At 69.9% G+C, this 17736-nt stretch carries 13 protein-coding genes; 10 read left to right on the top strand and 3 right to left on the bottom strand.

Annotation, left to right across the window (positions count from 1 at the left end):
- Positions 1–27 precede the first annotated feature (27 nt).
- The 5 genes from rapZ (at position 28) to KF837_22280 (ending at position 5148) form a co-directional block, all read left to right on the top strand.
- Positions 28–1005 carry an RNase adapter RapZ gene (gene rapZ / locus KF837_22300; GenBank protein ID MBX3230070.1) on the top strand — a complete coding sequence of 326 codons (978 nt, stop codon included), beginning with the start codon at positions 28–30 and terminating at the stop codon, positions 1003–1005.
- Positions 1002–1280, top strand: a complete 279-nt coding sequence (locus tag KF837_22295; GenBank protein ID MBX3230069.1) for an HPr family phosphocarrier protein — start codon at positions 1002–1004, stop codon at positions 1278–1280. Before rapZ ends, KF837_22295 begins: the two co-directional genes overlap by 4 nt.
- Positions 1280–3256 (top strand): phosphoenolpyruvate--protein phosphotransferase, encoded by a 1977-nt coding sequence (ptsP, locus tag KF837_22290; GenBank protein ID MBX3230068.1) that lies wholly within the window; start codon positions 1280–1282, stop codon positions 3254–3256. Before KF837_22295 ends, ptsP begins: the two co-directional genes overlap by 1 nt.
- Before the next feature lie 320 nt (positions 3257–3576).
- On the top strand, positions 3577–3750 hold the full coding sequence (locus KF837_22285; GenBank protein MBX3230067.1) for a hypothetical protein: 174 nt from the start codon (positions 3577–3579) through the stop codon (positions 3748–3750).
- A gap of 222 nt (positions 3751–3972) precedes the next feature.
- Positions 3973–5148: a hypothetical protein gene (locus KF837_22280; GenBank protein ID MBX3230066.1), complete on the top strand. Its 1176-nt coding sequence runs from the start codon at positions 3973–3975 to the stop codon at positions 5146–5148.
- 13 nt (positions 5149–5161) lie between these two features.
- Here the strand turns inward: KF837_22280 and KF837_22275 are convergent, their stop codons facing one another.
- On the bottom strand, positions 5162–6136 hold the full coding sequence (locus KF837_22275) for an NAD-dependent epimerase/dehydratase family protein (GenBank protein ID MBX3230065.1): 975 nt from the start codon (positions 6134–6136) through the stop codon (positions 5162–5164).
- A gap of 991 nt (positions 6137–7127) precedes the next feature.
- On the opposite strand from KF837_22275, the gene KF837_22270 reads away from it, so the two are divergent.
- The 3 genes from KF837_22270 to KF837_22260 are packed head-to-tail and all read left to right on the top strand — an operon-like array spanning position 7128 to position 12279.
- Positions 7128–8861, top strand: a complete 1734-nt coding sequence (locus tag KF837_22270; protein ID MBX3230064.1) for a bifunctional metallophosphatase/5'-nucleotidase — start codon at positions 7128–7130, stop codon at positions 8859–8861.
- Positions 8858–10450 (top strand): hypothetical protein, encoded by a 1593-nt coding sequence (locus tag KF837_22265; protein ID MBX3230063.1) that lies wholly within the window; start codon positions 8858–8860, stop codon positions 10448–10450. Before KF837_22270 ends, KF837_22265 begins: the two co-directional genes overlap by 4 nt.
- Entirely contained in the window at positions 10447–12279 is a 1833-nt protein-coding gene (locus KF837_22260; protein MBX3230062.1) for a hypothetical protein, read from the top strand. Before KF837_22265 ends, KF837_22260 begins: the two co-directional genes overlap by 4 nt.
- A 6-nt stretch (positions 12280–12285) precedes the next feature.
- Here the strand turns inward: KF837_22260 and KF837_22255 are convergent, their stop codons facing one another.
- A complete protein-coding gene (locus KF837_22255) occupies positions 12286–13143 on the bottom strand; it encodes a zf-TFIIB domain-containing protein (GenBank protein ID MBX3230061.1) in 858 nt (285 codons plus the stop codon).
- A gap of 3 nt (positions 13144–13146) precedes the next feature.
- Positions 13147–14865 (bottom strand): serine/threonine protein kinase, encoded by a 1719-nt coding sequence (locus KF837_22250; protein MBX3230060.1) that lies wholly within the window; start codon positions 14863–14865, stop codon positions 13147–13149.
- A 128-nt stretch (positions 14866–14993) separates the two neighbouring features.
- On the opposite strand from KF837_22250, the gene rpsO reads away from it, so the two are divergent.
- Together rpsO and pnp are read left to right on the top strand one after the other, a co-directional pair.
- Positions 14994–15263, top strand: a complete 270-nt coding sequence (rpsO, locus tag KF837_22245) for a 30S ribosomal protein S15 (GenBank protein ID MBX3230059.1) — start codon at positions 14994–14996, stop codon at positions 15261–15263.
- A gap of 164 nt (positions 15264–15427) precedes the next feature.
- Entirely contained in the window at positions 15428–17716 is a 2289-nt protein-coding gene (gene pnp / locus KF837_22240) for a polyribonucleotide nucleotidyltransferase (GenBank protein ID MBX3230058.1), read from the top strand.
- Positions 17717–17736: the final 20 nt, after the last annotated feature.

Here is a 17736-nt window from a genome sequence, read left to right as displayed (position 1 = left end):
GGGCCGCCGTCGGTCGGGCGGCGCACGATGGTGGTCGTCGTCACCGGGATGTCCGGTGGTGGCCGGACGACCGCGCTCCGGTCGCTCGAGGACCTCGGGTTCTTCTGCATCGACAACCTGCCGCCGGTCCTCGCCGCCGACGCGGTCACGCTCTGCGAGAAGGGCGGCATGACGCGGGTCGCGCTCGGGATGGACGTCCGCGTCCGCGCGTTCCTCGGCGAGGCCGGGCGCGTGCTGGAGACGCTCGAGCACAACCGCGATCTGTCCGTCCTCTTCCTCGACGCCTCCGACGAGCTCCTGCTCCGCCGCTTCAGCGAGACGCGGCGCCCGCACCCGCTCGCGACCTACGGCTCGCTCACGCCCGCGGCGTCGGTCCTCGAGGGCGTCACCCTCGAGCGCGAGCGCCTCTCACCGCTCCGCGCGCGCGCGACGCGCGTGATCGACACGACGTCGCTCGGCGTCCACGACCTGCGCCGCCAGGTCATCTCCTACTTCGGCCCCGCGTCCGGCAGCGCCGAGCGGATGACGATCCGCATCCTCTCGTTCGGCTACAAATACGGGCCGCCGGCGGACGCGGACCTCGTGTTCGACGTGCGGTTCCTCAAGAACCCCTACTTCATCCCCGAGCTGAAACGGGTGCCCGGCACGGAGGCGCCGGTGCGCGACTTCGTCATGGGTCTGCCCGAAACTACGGAGTTTTTGGCGAAGACGCTCGATCTCTTGAACTACGTCGTGCCGAAGTACGAGCAAGAGGGCAAAAGCTATCTTACCATCGCGTTTGGATGCACCGGGGGGATGCACCGCAGCGTGGTGCTCGCGGAGCACGTAGCGAGGGCGCTCGATACGTCGCTGCACGACGCCGAAACGCGCGCGTCCTCGAAACGCGACGGTCAGCTCCGCATCGAAATCGCGGTGGTGCACCGTGACGTCGTGCGGAAGGACCCGGCCGTCACGATCCCTCCGCCGGCGGCCGCCGACGTCGTCACCGTCCCGAGGATGCCATGAGTGACCGCGCGACCGCCCAGTTCAAGATCGTGAACGACCTCGGCCTCCACGCGCGCGCGGCGACGAAGCTGGTCCAGCTCGCGGCGCGCTTCCCCTGCGAGGTCGCGCTCGCGCACGGCGGGCAGAGCGCGAACGCGAAGAGCGTCATGGGCGTGCTCCTCCTCTGCGGATCGAAGGGCACCGTCGTCGAGGTCACCGCCACCGGCGAGCGCGCCGCGGAGTGCGTCGACGCGATCGGCAAGCTCATCGCCGATCGGTTCGGAGAGCCGAGCTGATGGCGTCGAAGAAAGGACCTCCGCCCCGCGCGCCGACGCCGCTCCCCTTCCCCTCGCCTTCGACGGAGCCGGGCTCGGGGCCGACCGTGCGCGACGGCGCGGACTTCCGCGACTCGACGAAGTCGCGGATCCCCACGGTGCCGCCGAGCTCGACCGAGATCGAGCACAAGGAGTCGCGCGTCCTCAAGGGCATCGCCGGCTCGCCGGGCGTCGCGGTCGGGCCCGCGCTCGTCCTCGGCGATCTCCGGGCGTCGTTCGTGCGCCGGCACGTCGCGAGCGGTCAGGTCCAGCACGAGCTCGATCGGATCAAGCAGGCGGTGCACGACGCGAAGCGCACGCTGCGCGAGGTGTCGACGAAGATGCCGCAGGCCATGCACGACGCGACGCCGATCCTCGAGGCGTACGAGATGATGCTGGCCGATCCGACGCTCCACGAGCGGGTCGAGAAGCGCGTCCGCCACGAAAAGAAGTGCGCGGAGTGGGCGGTCTCGGAGGCGTGCGAGGAGATCGTCGCGATGTTCGGCCCGCCCGACGCGGCCGAGCGCGACGCGTACATCTCGGAGCGGCGCCACGACGTCGAGTTCGTGTGCGATCGCCTCCTCCGCGCCCTCGTCGGCGACGAAGGCCACCACCCGGTGCGCCTCGACGAGCCGATGATCGTCGTCGCGCGCGACCTCAGCCCCGCCGACACCGCGAGCATGGTGCGCGAGCCCGCGCTCGCGTTCGTGACGTCGGTCGGCACGCGCACGAGCCACACCTCGATCATGGCGCGCGCGCTCGAGATCCCGGCCGCGGTCGGCGTCACGAACGCGGTCACCGAGATCCGCACCGGCGACACGCTCATCGTCGACGGCCTCACCGGCCTCGTCACGATCCATCCGAGCGAGGCCGCGATCAAGGAGGCGCTCCAGCGCTCGGAGCAGCACCTCGCCTTCGCGCGCCGCCTCCTCTCCGCGCGCCACAAGCCGTGTGTCACCGGCGACGGCGTCCCGGTCGCGCTGAAGGCGAACGTCGAGCTCCCGGCGGAGGCGATCCTCGCCGTCGACCACGGCGCGCAGGGCATCGGCCTCTACCGCACCGAGTTCCTCTACATCGATCGCACGACGCAGCCGGGCGAGGACGAGCAGTACGAGGTCTACCGCGCGATCGTGGAGGCGGTCTCTCCGCAGCCGGTGACGCTCCGCACCTTCGACATCGGCGGCGACAAGTTCGCGAGCACGTTCCAGATGCCGGCCGAGATGAACCCCGCGCTCGGCCTCCGCGCGGTGCGCCTCGCGCTGCGTCAGCCCGAGGTCTTCCTCACCCAGCTCCGCGCGATGGTCCGCGCGAGCGCGCACGGCGACGTCCGGATCATGATCCCGATGGTCGCGAGCGTGCACGAGATGCGCGAGGTGCGGCGGCTCCTCGACCAGGCGATCGAGCACGTGCGCGCGCGCGGGCTCTCGTTCGAGGAGCACATCCCCCTCGGGATGATGATCGAGGTCCCCGCCGCGGCCGTGCTCGCGGACGTGTTCGCGCGCGAGAGCGAGTTCTTCAGCATCGGGACGAACGACCTCGTGCAGTACTCGCTCGCGATCGATCGCGCGAGCCAGTCGCTCGCGGCGCAGGCCTCGCCGTTCAACCCGGCCATCCTCCGCCTCATCCGCACCGTCACCGACGCGGGCAAGAAGTACGAGCGCCCTGTCTCGCTCTGCGGCGCGATGGCGTCCGACCCGCTCGCCGCGATCCTCCTCGTCGGCCTCGGCCTCCGCGATCTCTCGATGGAGGCGGCGGCGATCCCGGAGATCAAGGAGGCGATCCGGCGCATGACGGTCGCCGAGTGCGAGGAGATCGCGGAGCGCGCGCTCGCGTGCGACAGCGCCGAGGCGGTCGAGGAGATGCTGCAGAAGGAGCTCGCCGCCCGCTTCACCGACCTCATCGCCGGCCTCGCCGACGAGGGCGTCCTCAGCACCCGCTCGAGCGTCCCGCCGAGCTAGCCCTGGGCTCGACGTCGAATGCGATGTGGACGTCGCTCGGCGGTACCGATGAGGGAGGGGCGAGATTGCGGGACGTTGGAGGCTCGATGGCGGTGCTGTCCGGCGCGGGCTCGCGGCGTGCGGGAAGGAACCGGCGCCGCCGAGGTCTACGGCGGGCGCATGCACGCCGCGCGCGGAGGCGCGCCTCGAGGATCCAGGGCGTAACGGTGTTTTGACACCGTCGTGGCGGGGGATCGGGTGGGGACCAGCGGGTGCGGAGGCTGTTTTCTCGGGGGAAATGGGATTTCAGCAGGTGGCACCGTGACTGCAAGTGGAACTACATGCCCCTCGGTTTCGTCTTTGTTGCTCCTGGTATCGCCATTCGCCGCCTCGGCTCCGCCGCCGAGACGTCGGCGCCGCTCGCGGAGGACGACGAGACGACGACCATGAACAGCGACGACGACGCGCGCGCGCCGCTCTCCGACCGCGAAGGCCGCGCCCGCACGCGCGTGTGAGGATCTTGGTCAACGTCAGGGGCTTCGCCCCCGACACCCCCACCCCGGGACACGGCCCTCGAAGACTCGGGGCGCTTCGCGCCCGCTTTCGCGGCCGCTTCCCGGGGCCCCAGCTCGCTCGGCCTCGCGTCGGCATGTACACATTTCAGTTTTATTGACGCTCGTACTGCACCTCGAACCACACACATGCGAATCACCTCTCTGTTCGTCGCCGTTGCTCTCGTGTCCGTTGGTCTCGCTGCGCAGGGGTGCGCGGCTCCTGCGATCGAGGAGGAGGAGGAGCAGGGGGAGGCGGCGTCGTACGTCGAGGACGGGGACGAGGACGTGTGCGGTGTGCAAGCGAGTCAGGCGCGCGCGAAGGCGACGTTCGATCGGACGACGAGCTGCGCGATCGACGCGGCGACGGCGGGGGTCGGCGCGAAGCTGAAGCTCGCGGGCAAGATCCTCGGCGACACGAAGACGATCGCGGCGCAGGTCACGAAGCTCGCCGGCAAGATCCAGGTCAAGGACGTCAACACCGCGCGCGCGGTCATGTGCGTGCGCACCGTCGGCGGCTACGCGGTCGGCGCCGCGACGAAGGACGTCTTCACCGCCGCCGCGGTCGGGCTCACGCCGGCCGAGATCGACGTCCTCTACTCGAACGTCACGAGCCAGATCACGCTCGGCCTCTCGAGCACGTTCAAGGCGTACTACGCCTTCGAGGAGAACGGGTCGGCGGAGAACCTCGTCAAGTTCATCACCGCGCTCACCGGCAACTTCAAGAACGTCGCGAGCTTCGTGAACTCGTGCAGCACCGTCCTCGGCCCGCTCGGCGCGACGACGATCCCCTCGATCGCGAAGTACTCGTCGCAGCTCTCCACCCTCGGGACGATCGGCTCGATCGCGAGCTGCACCACCACCGTCATCGCGAACGCGGTCGACGTCGGCACCGAGCTCTACTGCCTCGGCAAGGACTACGAGCGCATCGCGGAGCAGACCGCGGCGATCCGGCGCGGCACCGACAAGCTGTGCTCCGCCTTCGGGACGTACACCCAGAACCCCGCCCTCCGGCCGATCGTCCAGTCGGGCCAGGACAAGGCCGTGTGCGCCGACATCGTCCGGCACTGGGGCTTCTGCGTCGCCGACGCGAAGCGGGACGGCTTCTTCGGCCAGAAGGCGCTCAGCTGCGACGAGTGCAAGAGCGTGTGCAACGGCTACGTGAACGGCGCGGGCAAGAACGCGTACCTCGAGCCCGTCCTCGCCGGCGCCTACTCCAAGACCGGCGGCGCGAAGCGGCAGGACGTGCAGAACCTCGTGATGGAAGCCGGCACCTGCGTCTACGGCACCGCCGACGACATGCAGCCGTGCATCAACACCTGCCTCGGCCGCAACGCGAACAGCGAGTGCTCGGCGCGCTGACGCGCTGACGCGCTCACCGCCCCGAAGCGAGCTGGGCGAGACCTTCGTCGACGCCGATGACGGGCTCGTAGCCGAGATCGCGCTTCGCCTTGCGCGTGTCGACCGTGACGGTGGCGGAGAGCATGTCGATCGCGAAGCGCGTGAGCGGCGGCTTCGTCGTCGCGCGGCGGACGCGCCAGGCCTTCTCGACCACGCGCGCGACGGGGCGCGCGAGCGCGCCGGGCATGCTCTTGGCGGGGAGGTCGACGCCCTGCGTGCGCGCGAGCGCGGTGAGGAAGTCGCGCATCGAGCGCGTGCCGTCGTCGGCGATGAAGTACGCCTCGCCCGGCGTGCCCTTCGTCAGCGCGAGCTCGATCGCGTGGACCAGGTTCGCGACGTGCGTCGTCGAGGTCCGGGCCTTGCCCTTGTCGAGCCACACGAAGCGGCCCTCCTTCGCCATCGCGAGGACGGCGGGGAGGACCGACGTGTCGCGCGGCCCCCACACGAAGCGGGGGCGGAGCGAGATCGTCTCGAACGGATGCGCGCCCTTCGGATCGTTCGCGGCGAGGACGAGGCGCTCGGCCTCCGCCTTCGTCTCGGAGTAGAGGTACTTGTGCTTCTTCGGGTACGGCACCGTCTCGTCGACGTCGACGAGGTCGCGGCCGTCGAAGAACGCCGCCTCGGTCCCGATGTGGACGAAGCGACGGACGCGCGCGTTCTTCGCCGCGGCGAGGACGCGCCTCGTCCCGTCCACGTTCGCGCTCCAGAACTCGGCGCGCGTCCCCCACTCCTCCGCGCGCGCGGCGCAGTGCACCACCGCCTCGCAGCCCTCGAGGTCGGCCGCGCCGAGCGAGTCGAGATCGGCCCGCGCCGCGAACGCGCCGTAGCCCACGACCTTCTTCGCCGACTCCTCGCTCCGCGCGAGCGCCCGCACGACGTGCTTCTTCGCGAGCGCCTCGATGAGGTGCCCGCCGACGAACCCCGATCCACCGGTCACGAAGATCTTCATCGTTCTATTTCGGACGAGGCCGCGAGAGCCCGCGCTCGGTTTTTTCGTACTTTCCGCTCCGCACGTCCAGCGTCATCCGCAGGAGCGGCGCCTTCCGGCTCGCGATTCGCGCGACGCGCGCGTGTCTCGCCGGTGGAGGTGGTGCGACATCCCTGGGCCGCAGACGGACGCGAGACGCCTGCGGCGGCGGATTCATGGTAGTGTCCCGCCGCTTCACATGGGTCTGCTCGCGCGCATCACCGCAGCTGCTCTCACGATCCTTGCGACCGGCACCCTCGCCGGGACGCAACAGGCCTGCTCGTCCGTGTCGGGAGAGGGGGCGAGCCACCCCTGCCCCGATCCGACGAAGCCGTGCGACGTCAGCCTGACGATCCTCCACACGTCGGACATCCACTCGCGCCTCTTCCCGTACGACCAGCTCATCACGCAGGTCGACGCGCAGCTCGGCCTCGGGGAGATCAACACCGTCGCGAACATCGGCGGCGTCGCGCGGATGTCCTACGTCCTGCAGCGGGAGCGCGCGCGGTCGAACCGCGTCATCCACGTCGACTCGGGCGACATCTTCCAGGGCGCCCCGATCTTCAACTACTTCTACGGCGAGCCGGAGGTCCGCGTCATGAGCGCCTTCGGCGTCGACGCGATGGTGATCGGCAACCACGAGTTCGACGCCGGCGCGCAGAACGTCGCGCGCCAGTTCAGCCGCTGGGCGAACTTCAACCTCGTCAGCGCGAACTACAAGTTCGACAACACCTCGAACGAGGGCGCGGCCTCGACGAACGCGCGCGTCGGCACCGTCGCGACCCCGTTCTCGATCATCAACCAGGGCGGGCTGAAGATCGCGGTCATCGGGATGGCGAACCTGTCGACGCTCTCGTCGCTGTTCGATCAGCCGAACCGCATCGGCGTCACCCCGCTCAACACGGTGGAGATGGTCCAGTTCTACCTGGACCTCCTCCGGCCGTACGTCGACCTCATCGGCGGCGTCTCGCACATGGGTCACGACGTCGACCAGAAGGCGATCCGCAACACGACCGGCCTCGACTTCATCATGAGCGGGCACAACCACACGGTCGTCAACCCGCCGCAGGAGATCCGGGACTGCTCCTCCGACGAGAACAACCCCGGCTTCGTCTGGACGATCGATCCGAACCAGAAGATCGACCCTGCGTTCACGCCGCCCGACGACGCCGACCCCGCGCTCGCGGGGCCCGCCGGCGACCTCGATCCGGTCAACCATCCTTGGGCCTTCAAGCGGCCGTGCAAGCCGCGCCGCGTCGTCCTCGCGGCCTCGGGCGCGTTCGCAAAGTACGTCGGCCGCATGGACGTCGTCCTCACGAACGATCCGGTGCGCGGCTCGCCGACGGGGGAATACGACGCCGACGGCGACGGGAAGCCGGACTACGACCCGATCAACGGGTTCGAGATCCAGCAGCTCAAGTTCCAGGTCTTCCCGATCGACGCGACGATCCCGGAGGACCCCGTCATCCACGACATGCTGGTGCCGTACCAGCGCGTCCTCGACGTCGCGGCCGACCTCGACATCCTCGTCGGCTACAGCCCCTCCGGCTCGCGCCGCTCCTCGACCAACGGCGGCGACTCCCCGCTCGGCAACGTCGTCGGCACGTCGATCTGGCTCCGCCTCGGCATCCAGACCGACTTCTCGATGACGAACACGACCGGCATCCGCGCCGACATGAACCCGGGCGTGACGAGCCTCGAGCAGATGTACAACATCTTCCCGTTCGACAACTCGATCGCGAAGATGCAGCTCTCCGGCACCGAGGTGCAGGAGCTCTTCGACTTCTCGGCGCGACGCTCGGCGCAGCGCGGCTGCACCTCGCAGGTCCAGATCGCGGGCGCGCGCGTTCGCCTCAACTGCACCGGCTGCCAGCGCCTCGAGATCCCCTGCACCGACGACGGACCGTGCGTCGCGGCGGGCCGCGACGCCTGCGACGTCGCGAAGGGCCGGTGCGTCGTCCGCTGCCAGAAGGGCGAGGAGGACCCCTGCCCGATCCGCCTCAAGGGCTCGACGTGCGACACCGAGGCGGGGCAGTGCGAGATCCCGGCGTGCGCGGAGCAGGTCTACATCGGCACGACGAACACGATCTGCCAGAGCGACGCGCAGTGCTCCGACGATCCGTCGAAGCCGCTCCCCGGCTCGTGCGCGCGCGGCGAAGGCAAGGTGAACGGCCTCTGCCTCGCGAACATCAAGCCGACGAACCTCTACGAGCTCGCGACGAGCATCTACCTCGCGCAGGGCGGCTCGGGCTTCCGCGTCCTCCAGCGCAACACGACCCAGTTCGACACGAAGATCCAGCAGCGCGACGCGCTCATCGACTACCTCCGCGCCGGGAGGCCGTGCGGTTATGACGCCGCCAACGGCACCGCCGACGGGCTCAAGTCGTGCTCGGCCGACGCCGATTGCGAGGACCCCACCTTCGTCTGCGCCTGCACCGGCCACTCGAAGCAGGACGACGCGGGGCTGTGCGTGACGGAAGGGACCTGCGACTCCGGCAACGGCCGTTGCGTGAAGCGCGACTGCCGCCAGTCCGCCGCGGACTTCCACCTCCAGCGCTGCCGCGGCCTCCCCGCCGAGCGCGTCGAGGCCTGCAAGACGCCGCTCAACGCGTGCGCGCTCGGCGGCGAGGAGTGCAAGATCCTCTCGTGCATCGACGCCTCGCTCGGGTCGCTCAGCGACGGCCGCGTGGAGATGATCGGGCGATGAGCGGTCGCGGGAAGATCCGGTCCGGCGTCGTCGCCGCCGCCTTCCTCGCGCTCGCGGGGGCGGGGGCCTGCGGCGACGCCGGCTTTCCGACCCCGCGCGGCGGCCCGCAGCTCACGGTGGAGCTGATCGACGCGGACGAGGTCGCCGGGACGCGCCTCCGGCCGCGGCCGCTCAAGGTCAACGTGCCGGAGGGCTTCAAGGTGAAGGTCCGCGCGCTCGACGCGCGCGGCAACGTCGACACGAGCTACAACGGCTACGTCCGCATGTCGTCGAAGCCCGGCGCGATCGATCCGATCGACTCGCCCGACGCCGAGGGCCGCAACCTGAAGCTCACGAACGGCGAGTCGCCCGAGGTCGAGATCCGCGTCACGAACGCGTTCGGCGCCACGTTCATCCTCGCCGAGGACCAGGGGTACGCGCCGGCCGATCCGGTCAGCAAGCCGCCGCCGGCGTGCGCGGACGGGATCGACAACGACGGCGACGGCCGCGTCGACTTCCCCGCCGACGAGGGCTGCGCCTTCGCGAACGACAACACCGAGGAGCCCGGCTCGTACTCCACCGGCGCGACGCAGCCGATCTACTACGCGCTCCCTCGCATCGCGGACCTCCGCGGCCTCCTCTGCGACGCCGAAGGCGTCTGTCGCGGCACCGGCAAGTCCCCCTACCCGCGCGAGCAGCTCCTCATCGACACCGGCCTCCACGAGCGCGAGGACGGCTCGCAGCGCTTCGACTTCGACCTCGTCGTCACGCGCATCGCGTCCGACGGCTTCTTCGTCACCGACACGAAGGACGGGCGCGGCGGCTACAACAGCATCTTCGCGTTCAACTTCAACGCGCCGCCGCGCATGCGCGTGTGCGATCGCCTGAAGACGTTCAACGGCACCGCGGCGGAGTTCTTCGGCCAGACGCAGATCGGCTACCCGACGTGGACGCTCGAGGCCTGGAACCCCGAGCTCCGGACCTGCCTCGTCCCCGAGCCGTTCGTCCTGGATCCCGGCGGCGTCCTCGCCGACACCAACAACGACGGTAGGGTCGACGTCGGCGCGGACCTGCCCCCGAACGTCGGCGGGCTGGTGCGCGTGATCACGGATCCCGCCCGGAACGTCGAGGTCAAGATCACCTCGAAGTTCGGCGCCGGGAAGCCGGAGAAGAGCGAGCAGACGAAGCTCTATGCGTTCACGCCCGACGCTTCGAACTGCGACTTCGACAACAACGGCCTCATCGACTTCACGGCCGGAAACGAGGAAGGCATCTGCTCGACCCAGTGCGCGGTCGATCCGGATTGCACGGAATACTCGAATTTCGCGTCTCGCAGCACCTTCCGCTTCTACCTCCGCAACACCGCGACTGGCCAAGCCGGCGCGATCCAGGCCGACGCGACCGTGTCGACCGAGTTCAAGCCGCTCGAGCGCAAGGGGCAGACGATCAAGTCGTTCACCGGCACGATGACGTTCTTCTCCGGTGGCTCGCAGTACACGATCGAGGCCCGGTGTCCCGACGACATCGTCACCGACGTCAATGCTTCTCCACTTCCCATGGACAAGGCGTGCGTGGCTCCGCGTACCGACCTCGACGAAAACCCGCAATGATCTCTCGCTCGCCGATCGTCTTCGGCATCCTCGCCGCCGCGCTGCTCCTCTCTTCGTCTGCTTCGGCGCAGAGGAGGGAGCGAGAGAAGGACAAGGAAAAGGAGAAAGACGACAAGACCACGGTCTCGCCGTCGACGCCCGCGCCGGGGACGGCTCCGGCCGCGGCGGACACGAGCGCGGCGGGGGCGACGCAGGGGGCCACGTCGCAGGGCGGGCTCGATCCGAAGGAGGGCGCGGTCGGCTCGCAGTCGACGTCGACGGTGGACGTGTCCGGCACCGCCGGCGCGCGCGCGGCGGGCACGCCTCCTCCCGGCGCGGCCGAGGGGCGCGGCTTCATGGATACGCGCCTCACCTGGACGTTCGGCGACGACGACTTCCTCCACAAGACCGGCGAGCTCGTGCCGCTCTCCCCCACGTTCAGCGTCGGCGAGCGCCCGCAGTACCGTCTCTTCTTCGACAACCTGAACTCGCGCTTCGCGGGCCGCGAGAACCTCACCCACCTCGTCATGTACAAGAAGCTCCCCGGCTTCATCGAGGGGCTCACGACCGAGGCGGCGCTCGTCATGCGCTTCGACCTCGCGCAGCTCGCCGCGAACACCGGCAACCTGAACGCCGCGATCTACGACTCGGGCTCGTACCTCCGCCTCTTCTACGCGACCGGCGGCAACGAGGGGAAGACCGGCCTCGGCCTCACGTTCTTCCCGCTCGACACGGACCGCATGCGCCTCGGCTACCTCTACGACCTGTCGTGGGGCGGCACCGCGGCGTACATCAACCAGTCGATCTTCCCGCGCCTCCAGGGCTCGGCGCCCGGCGCGAAGATCCAGTACGACCACGAGAAGTTCTACGTCTACGGCGGCTTCAAGACCGCGACCATCATCCAGCCGCAGCAGGTCCTGAACCCCGGCGGCGGGAGCGAGGTCGAGGCGGTGCGCGTCGGCGAGACGAACTACGGCTTCATGGCCGGCGCCGGCGTCGACCCGCTCGAGACGTTGCGCTTCGACGTCGGCGCGGGCTTCTTCCAGCAAGGCAAGTTCGACCTCGAGGACGTCCGCGGCAAGTCGGTCTACACCTACGGCGGCTCGGGTCGCGTGCTCGTGCACCAGAACATGCCGGTGCCGCAGTCGATCGACTTCCTCCTCTACCGCAACGATCCCGCGAAGCCGCTCATCCTCTTCAAGCCGGAGAAGTACGACGCGAACCAGTTCGCGTGGAACGTAAGCGGCGAGCTCGACGTGCTCCGCCAGCAGCTCAAGGACTTCGACACCGCCGGCGTCACGCGCGATCAGACCGCGATGGGCGGCGCGATCCAGGGCACCGTGCGCGCGGGCTACCTCCGCTTCAGCGCGACCGGCATCTACCGCAACCTGAACTTCGTCGTCCGCAACGTCCCGGGCTTCATCCCGTTCAACACGCTCCCGGCGAGCTCGAAGACGGATCCGGAGCTCTTCGGCGCGATCGCGACCGACTACCACATCCCGTCCGCGCACCTCACGCCCGGCATCGGCGGCGGCGTCCAGCTCCCGTCGACGTTCCGCAGCGAGTTCACCGACGGCGGCGTCCCCGCCCAGCGCGTGATCATCGTCCGCCAGCAGGGCGACCAGTCGATCCTCCCCTACAACAAGGAGCGCACGCCGATCCTGCAGGCCCGCGTCTCGGTGCGCTGGGACATGTCCGAGATGTTCGCGCTCGTCGGCTGGCTCCAGTTCGTCCGCGACAACAACGGCACGCTCGTCGTCCGCGACCCCTCCGAAGGCAGCGCGTCGCTCCGCGTCTTCCAGAGCCCGAACCGCGTCGGCGCCGCCGTCGCGGTGCAGGCGCGCTTCTGAGCGCGCTCACCAGAAGAAGAGATCCTGCAAGAGCGAGCGCCACTCGTCGAGGCGCTCGTTCGCGTCGTTCGAGCCGCGGAGCTGCGCGAGCTCGGCGTGCACGCGCGCCTGCTCCTTCTTCTGCGTCTTCTTCTCCGCCTCCTCGCGCGCGCGCGTCTTCGCGAGGCCGCCCGCCGCCGCGAACGCGAGGACGCGCGTGAGCTCGCCGCCGTCGAACCACGTGCCGTGCGGCTTGCACACGTCGACGATGACGCCCGAGACGCGGCCGAAGTTCAGGCGGTTCATCGACGAGCGGCAGAGCGGGCACGAGATGTAGCGGACCTCGTCGAGCGGCGTGACCGCGCGCTTGTCGGGCTCGCGGAACGGGCCCTCGAGCTCGGCGCGCGTCAACATCTCGGCGAGCACCTCGCGCGGGACGAACGCGCCGCCGCAGCGCGCGCACTCGTGGACGCGGACGTCGTCCACCGCGCCGCCTTGCGCCGCGTCGAGCGGGGTGTTGCAGCGCGGGCACGGCGCGTTCGTCGCGTCGAGGAGCGGCTCGAGCTCGAGGCCGCGGCCGCAGCGCCAGCACGTGAACGAGCCCGGCTGCTGCAGCGTCCAGCAGCGGCCGCAGCGCACGCTCTCGAGGCGCACCTGACAGTGCGGGCACTCGCGCGCGAGGGCGAGGACGAGGTTCCCGCAGAACGGGCACGGTACGTCGTCGGGCTCGCGCGCGGGCGCGGCGCTGCCGCCGCGGTAGGGCCCGCTCGCGGCCGGCGGCGCCGAGCGCGTCGGGAGCGTCGCGACCGATCCGCAGAAGGTGCAGGTGACGTCGCCGCCGGGGAAGCCGGCGGGGAGCTCTCCCGTGCAGACCGCGCAGCGCACGTGTCAGCCTTCGCTGCGGCGGCGCTTGCGCCGGTTGCGGAGGAACGGGGCGAACCCGCCGATCGCGCCCGCGATCGCGAACGGGACGACGAACAGGAACATGTCCCAGAACCCGCTCGCGAGGCCGCGCGAGCTGCGGAAGAGGACGGTGTGGACGATGCGGCCGAGGACGGCGAGCGCGCCGTACGCGGCGAGGATCGCGACCGCGACGCGCTTGAGATCGAGCGCGAGCTGGAGCGCCTTCACGCTGTTCGGCCAGATGACCTTGCGGAGGTGCATCACGTAGAGCGCGGCCGGCGTCGCGGCGGCGAAGAGGCAGCCGACGACGAGGAGCACCGCCTCCGTGATCGTGATCTCGCCGTCGTGCAGCACGCGCACGAGGCCCGCGAGCGCGGCGACGGTGGCGCCGACGAGCCACGCGCCGACCACGACGCTCGCGACGACGATGGTGGGGCGCGCGGCGCGCGCGAGCTTCGCCGCCTCGGGCGCGGGCGGCGGGAGCGAGTCGCTGCCGAGCACCGCGCGCGCGACGTCGAACGCGGTGGCGGGCAGGTTCGGCTCGGAGGCCGGCGCCGCCACGAGCGACCGCACCGACGGGACGTGCGGGAGGCTCGCGCGCGCGTGCGAGCCGAAGCCGGCGAGCGCGGCCTCGAGCTCGAGCATCGTCCCATAGCGCTCGCTCGCGTCCTTCGCCATCGCGCGCTGGATGATGAGCTCGAGCCCCTCCGGGATGCGCGCGTCGATCTCGCGCGGGCGCTTCGGATCCTCGGTCAGCACCATCGAGATCGTGGCCGTCGGGTCGTCGGCGTCGAACGGGCGCTGCCCCGTCACCATGAAGTAGAGGCACGCGCCCACGGAGTAGACGTCGGCGCGTGGATCGACCGCCCGCCCGCGGGCCTGCTCCGGCGCCATGTAGCTCGGCGTGCCCATGATCATTCCGGTGCGCGTGAGCTGCGACGTGTCCTTGCTCCCCGCCTTGCTGATGCCGAAGTCGAGGACCTTGACCTGTAGCGAGCGCGCGTCGCCGCGCTCCACCGCCGCGATCGACGACGCGAGGACGAAGACGTTCTCCGGCTTCATGTCGCGGTGGATGATCCCGCGCTCGTGCGCGGCGGCGAGCGCGCTCGCGACCTGACGCGTCACCTTCGTCGCCATCCGCGGCTCGAGGGGGCCTCTTCGCTTCACGTAGTCGGCGAGCTCCTCGCCTTCGAGGAACTCGCCGACGAGGTAGGGCGTGCCGCCTTCGAGGTGGTGCACGTCGAACACGTCGACGACGTTGGGGTGCTTGATCGAGCTCGCGCTCTCCGCCTCGCGGAGGAAGCGCGCGGACATCTCCGCGTTCTTGGCGAGGTCGGCGTGGAGGCACTTCACCGCGAAGCGCCGCTCCTTCAAGCGGAGGTGCCGCGCCTCGTAGACGCGGCCCATGCCGCCCTCGCCGACGACGCGGACGATGACGTACGTCTCGCCGATGACCTTCCCCAGCATCGGGTCGGGGGCGCCCTCCGCCGCCTGGTCCGCGAGCGGGGTCGCGTCGCGCGGGCAGACCATGAAGTCGGCGGGGTAGAGCTCGCCGCACGAGGCGCATTTTCGGGTGAGCTGCGCGGCCGGGAGCTGCCCGACCCCGACGCTCGTGGGCTCCGAGAAGGCCGGCACCGCGAAGGCCGGTGGGCGCTCCGTATCGCCCGTGCCGCTCACCTCCCCCTGCTTGGCGTTGGCGGCCATGGAGACCATCCAGCGTATCCCAGGAAGGGCCTTGTTGACGGGGGAAATCCCCGGCCTATACTGCGCGCCTACATCGCGGCCCCATGCGGTCCATAGCGACTGCAGGACGCCCTTCATCCGGAAACATCATGCCTCTTCACACCGAAAAGAAAGCGGAGCTCGTCGGGAAGTTCCGCACCCACGAGTCCGACACGGGCTCGCCCGAGGTCCAGATCGCCCTCCTCACCGAGCGCATCGCGTACCTCACGGAGCACTTCAAGACCCACACGAAGGACCACCACTCGCGTCGTGGCCTCCTCAAGATGGTCTCGAAGCGCCGCCGCCTCTTGAACTACCTCAAGAAGTCGAGCCTCGACCGGTACCGCAAGACCGTCGCAGCGCTCAACCTCCGCAAGTGATTCACCGAAGGGGATGCTCCTGATGGGGCATCCCCTTCGTCTTTGACAACCGCAGTCTTTCCGCAGCCGGTCTTCACTCTTCGATTCATGCGCATCTCCGCGGAGGCGCTCATGAACCGAGGAACGAAGACGGCTCGCAACGCGCCGAAGGAGCGCTCAAGCACATGTCGATCGTTCGTGAGTCCGTGATGGTCAACGGCAAGCCGATGACCTTCGAGACGGGCCGTCTCGCCAAGCAGGCCCACGGGTCCGTCCTCGTCACCTACGGCGAGAGCGTCGTCCTCGTCACCGCCGTCGGCGGCGACGAGCGCCCCGGCATCGATTTCTTCCCCCTCACCTGCGAGTACGTCGAGAAGACCTACGCCGCCGGCAAGATCCCGGGCGGCTTCTTCAAGCGCGAGGCGCGCCAGCGCGACGAGGAGATCCTCGTCTGCCGCCTCATGGACCGCCCCTGCCGCCCGCTCTTCCCCGAAGGGTACAAGGGCGACACGCAGGTCATCGCGACGGTCCTCTCCTCCGACAAGATCAACCCGACCGACGTGCTCGCCGTGACCGGCGCGAGCGCGGCGCTCCACATCTCCGATCTCCCGTGGGACGGGCCGCTCGTCGGCGTCCGCGTCGCGCGCGTGAACGGCGAGCTCATCGCGTTCCCGGTGCTGGAGCAGCAGCAGGCGGCGGACATCGACCTCGTCGTCGCGTGCACGAAGGACGCGATCACGATGGTCGAGGGCGGCGCGGCCGAGGCGCAGGAGTCCGACGTCATCGACGCGCTGATGTTCGCGCACAAGGCGGCGCAGCCGATCCTCGAGCTCATCGAGAAGCTCCGCGCCGCCGTCGGCAAGCCGAAGAAGGTGTTCGAGCCGAAGAAGCTCCCGGAGGACATCGCGAAGAAGATCCCCTCGATCGTCGACGCGAAGATCATCGAGAGCTCCCTCATCAAGGAGAAGAAGAAGCGCTACGACGGCTACAAGGCGGCGAAGGACGCGATGGTCGCGACGCTCACGGCCGACCTCGGCGCCGAGACCTTCGCCCTCCACGAGAAGCTCATCAAGGGCGAGTTCGAGGAGCGGAAGTACCACGTCGTCCGCGACTACATGCTCCGCGAGAAGAAGCGCATCGACGGCCGCGACGGCAAGACGATCCGCAACATCATGATCGAGGCGTCGATCCTCCCGCGCGTCCACGGCTCCTCGCTCTTCCAGCGCGGCGAGACGCAGGCGATCGTGACGACGACGCTCGGCACCTCGAGCGACGAGCAGAAGATCGACGCGCTCACCGGCGAGCGCTGGAAGCGCTTCCTCCTCCACTACAACTTCCCGCCGTTCTCGACCGGCGAGACGAAGCCGATGCGCGGCCCCGGCCGGCGCGAGATCGGCCACGGCGCCCTCGCCGAGCGCGCGCTCCTCCGCATGATCCCGGAGCAGGAGAAGTTCCCGTACACGATCCGCATCGTGTCCGAGACGCTCGAGTCGAACGGCTCGTCGTCGATGGCGGCGGTCTGCGGCGGCTCGCTCTCGCTCATGGACGCCGGCGTCCCGATCAAGGCGCCGGTCGCCGGCATCGCGATGGGCCTCGTCACCGACGGCCCCGTCGACCAGGCGTCGACGCGCTACATCATCCTCTCCGACATCCTCGGCGACGAAGATCACCTCGGCGACATGGACTTCAAGGTCTGCGGCACCGCGAACGGCGTCACCGCGATCCAGATGGACATCAAGATCGCGGGCTTGAACCGCGCGATCCTGAGCCAGGCGCTCGATCAGGCGCGCGAGGGCCGCCTCCACATCCTCGGCAAGATGAACGAGGTGCTCTCCCAGCCGCGCGCGGACCTCTCGCAGTACGCGCCGCGCATCACGACGCTCAAGGTCAAGCCCGACCAGATCCGCATCATCATCGGCCCGGGCGGCAAGACCATCAAGGGCATCGTCGACCAGACCGGCGTCGCGATCGACGTCGAGGACGACGGCACCGTGAACATCGCGTCGTCGGACAGCGACGCGGTGAAGAAGGCGATCGACATCATCAAGGGCCTCACCGCGGAGCCCGAGGTCGGCGCGACGTACAAGGGCGCGGTCCAGCGCATCACGGACTTCGGCGCCTTCATCGAGATCTTCCCCGGCACCGACGGCCTCCTCCACGTCAGCGAGATGGCGCACACGCGCGTCGAGCGCGTCACCGACGTGATGAAGGAGGGCGACGAGGTCGAGGTGAAGGTCATCGAGGTCGGCCGCGACGGCAAGATCCGCCTCTCGCGCCGCGAGCTCCTCCCGCTCCCCGAGGGCGAAGAGGGCGAGCGCGCGAAGGCGCGCATGATGGCCTCGCGTGAGGCGGGCCCGCCGCCCTCGCGCGGCGATCGCGGCCCGCGCGATCGCGGTCCCCGCGGCGGCGGTGGTGGCGGCGGTCGCGATCGCGGCCCCCGCGGCGGCGGCGGCGGCGACCGCGGCCCGCGCTGACACGCGCAGGCCTGCTCCGC

This window comes from Labilithrix sp. (assembly GCA_019637155.1).
Taxonomy (GTDB): domain Bacteria; phylum Myxococcota_A; class Polyangia; order Polyangiales; family Polyangiaceae; genus Labilithrix.
Note: the sequence above shows the minus strand (reverse complement) of the source record. Positions and strands in the feature narration are given on the sequence as shown.

What these genes read in the sequence shown, in the direction of transcription:
- rapZ (MBX3230070.1), top strand. Translation starts at nt 28, where the DNA reads ATGGTGGTCGTCGTCACCGGGATGTCCGGTGGTGGCCGGACGACCGCG.
- KF837_22295 (MBX3230069.1), top strand. Translation starts at nt 1,002, where the DNA reads ATGAGTGACCGCGCGACCGCCCAGTTCAAGATCGTGAACGACCTCGGC.
- ptsP (MBX3230068.1), top strand. Translation starts at nt 1,280, where the DNA reads ATGGCGTCGAAGAAAGGACCTCCGCCCCGCGCGCCGACGCCGCTCCCC.
- KF837_22285 (MBX3230067.1), top strand. Translation starts at nt 3,577, where the DNA reads ATGCCCCTCGGTTTCGTCTTTGTTGCTCCTGGTATCGCCATTCGCCGC.
- KF837_22275 (MBX3230065.1), bottom strand. Translation starts at nt 6,136, where the DNA reads ATGAAGATCTTCGTGACCGGTGGATCGGGGTTCGTCGGCGGGCACCTC.
- KF837_22270 (MBX3230064.1), top strand. Translation starts at nt 7,128, where the DNA reads ATGGGTCACGACGTCGACCAGAAGGCGATCCGCAACACGACCGGCCTC.
- KF837_22265 (MBX3230063.1), top strand. Translation starts at nt 8,858, where the DNA reads ATGAGCGGTCGCGGGAAGATCCGGTCCGGCGTCGTCGCCGCCGCCTTC.
- KF837_22260 (MBX3230062.1), top strand. Translation starts at nt 10,447, where the DNA reads ATGATCTCTCGCTCGCCGATCGTCTTCGGCATCCTCGCCGCCGCGCTG.
- KF837_22250 (MBX3230060.1), bottom strand. Translation starts at nt 14,865, where the DNA reads ATGGCCGCCAACGCCAAGCAGGGGGAGGTGAGCGGCACGGGCGATACG.
- rpsO (MBX3230059.1), top strand. Translation starts at nt 14,994, where the DNA reads ATGCCTCTTCACACCGAAAAGAAAGCGGAGCTCGTCGGGAAGTTCCGC.
- pnp (MBX3230058.1), top strand. Translation starts at nt 15,428, where the DNA reads ATGTCGATCGTTCGTGAGTCCGTGATGGTCAACGGCAAGCCGATGACC.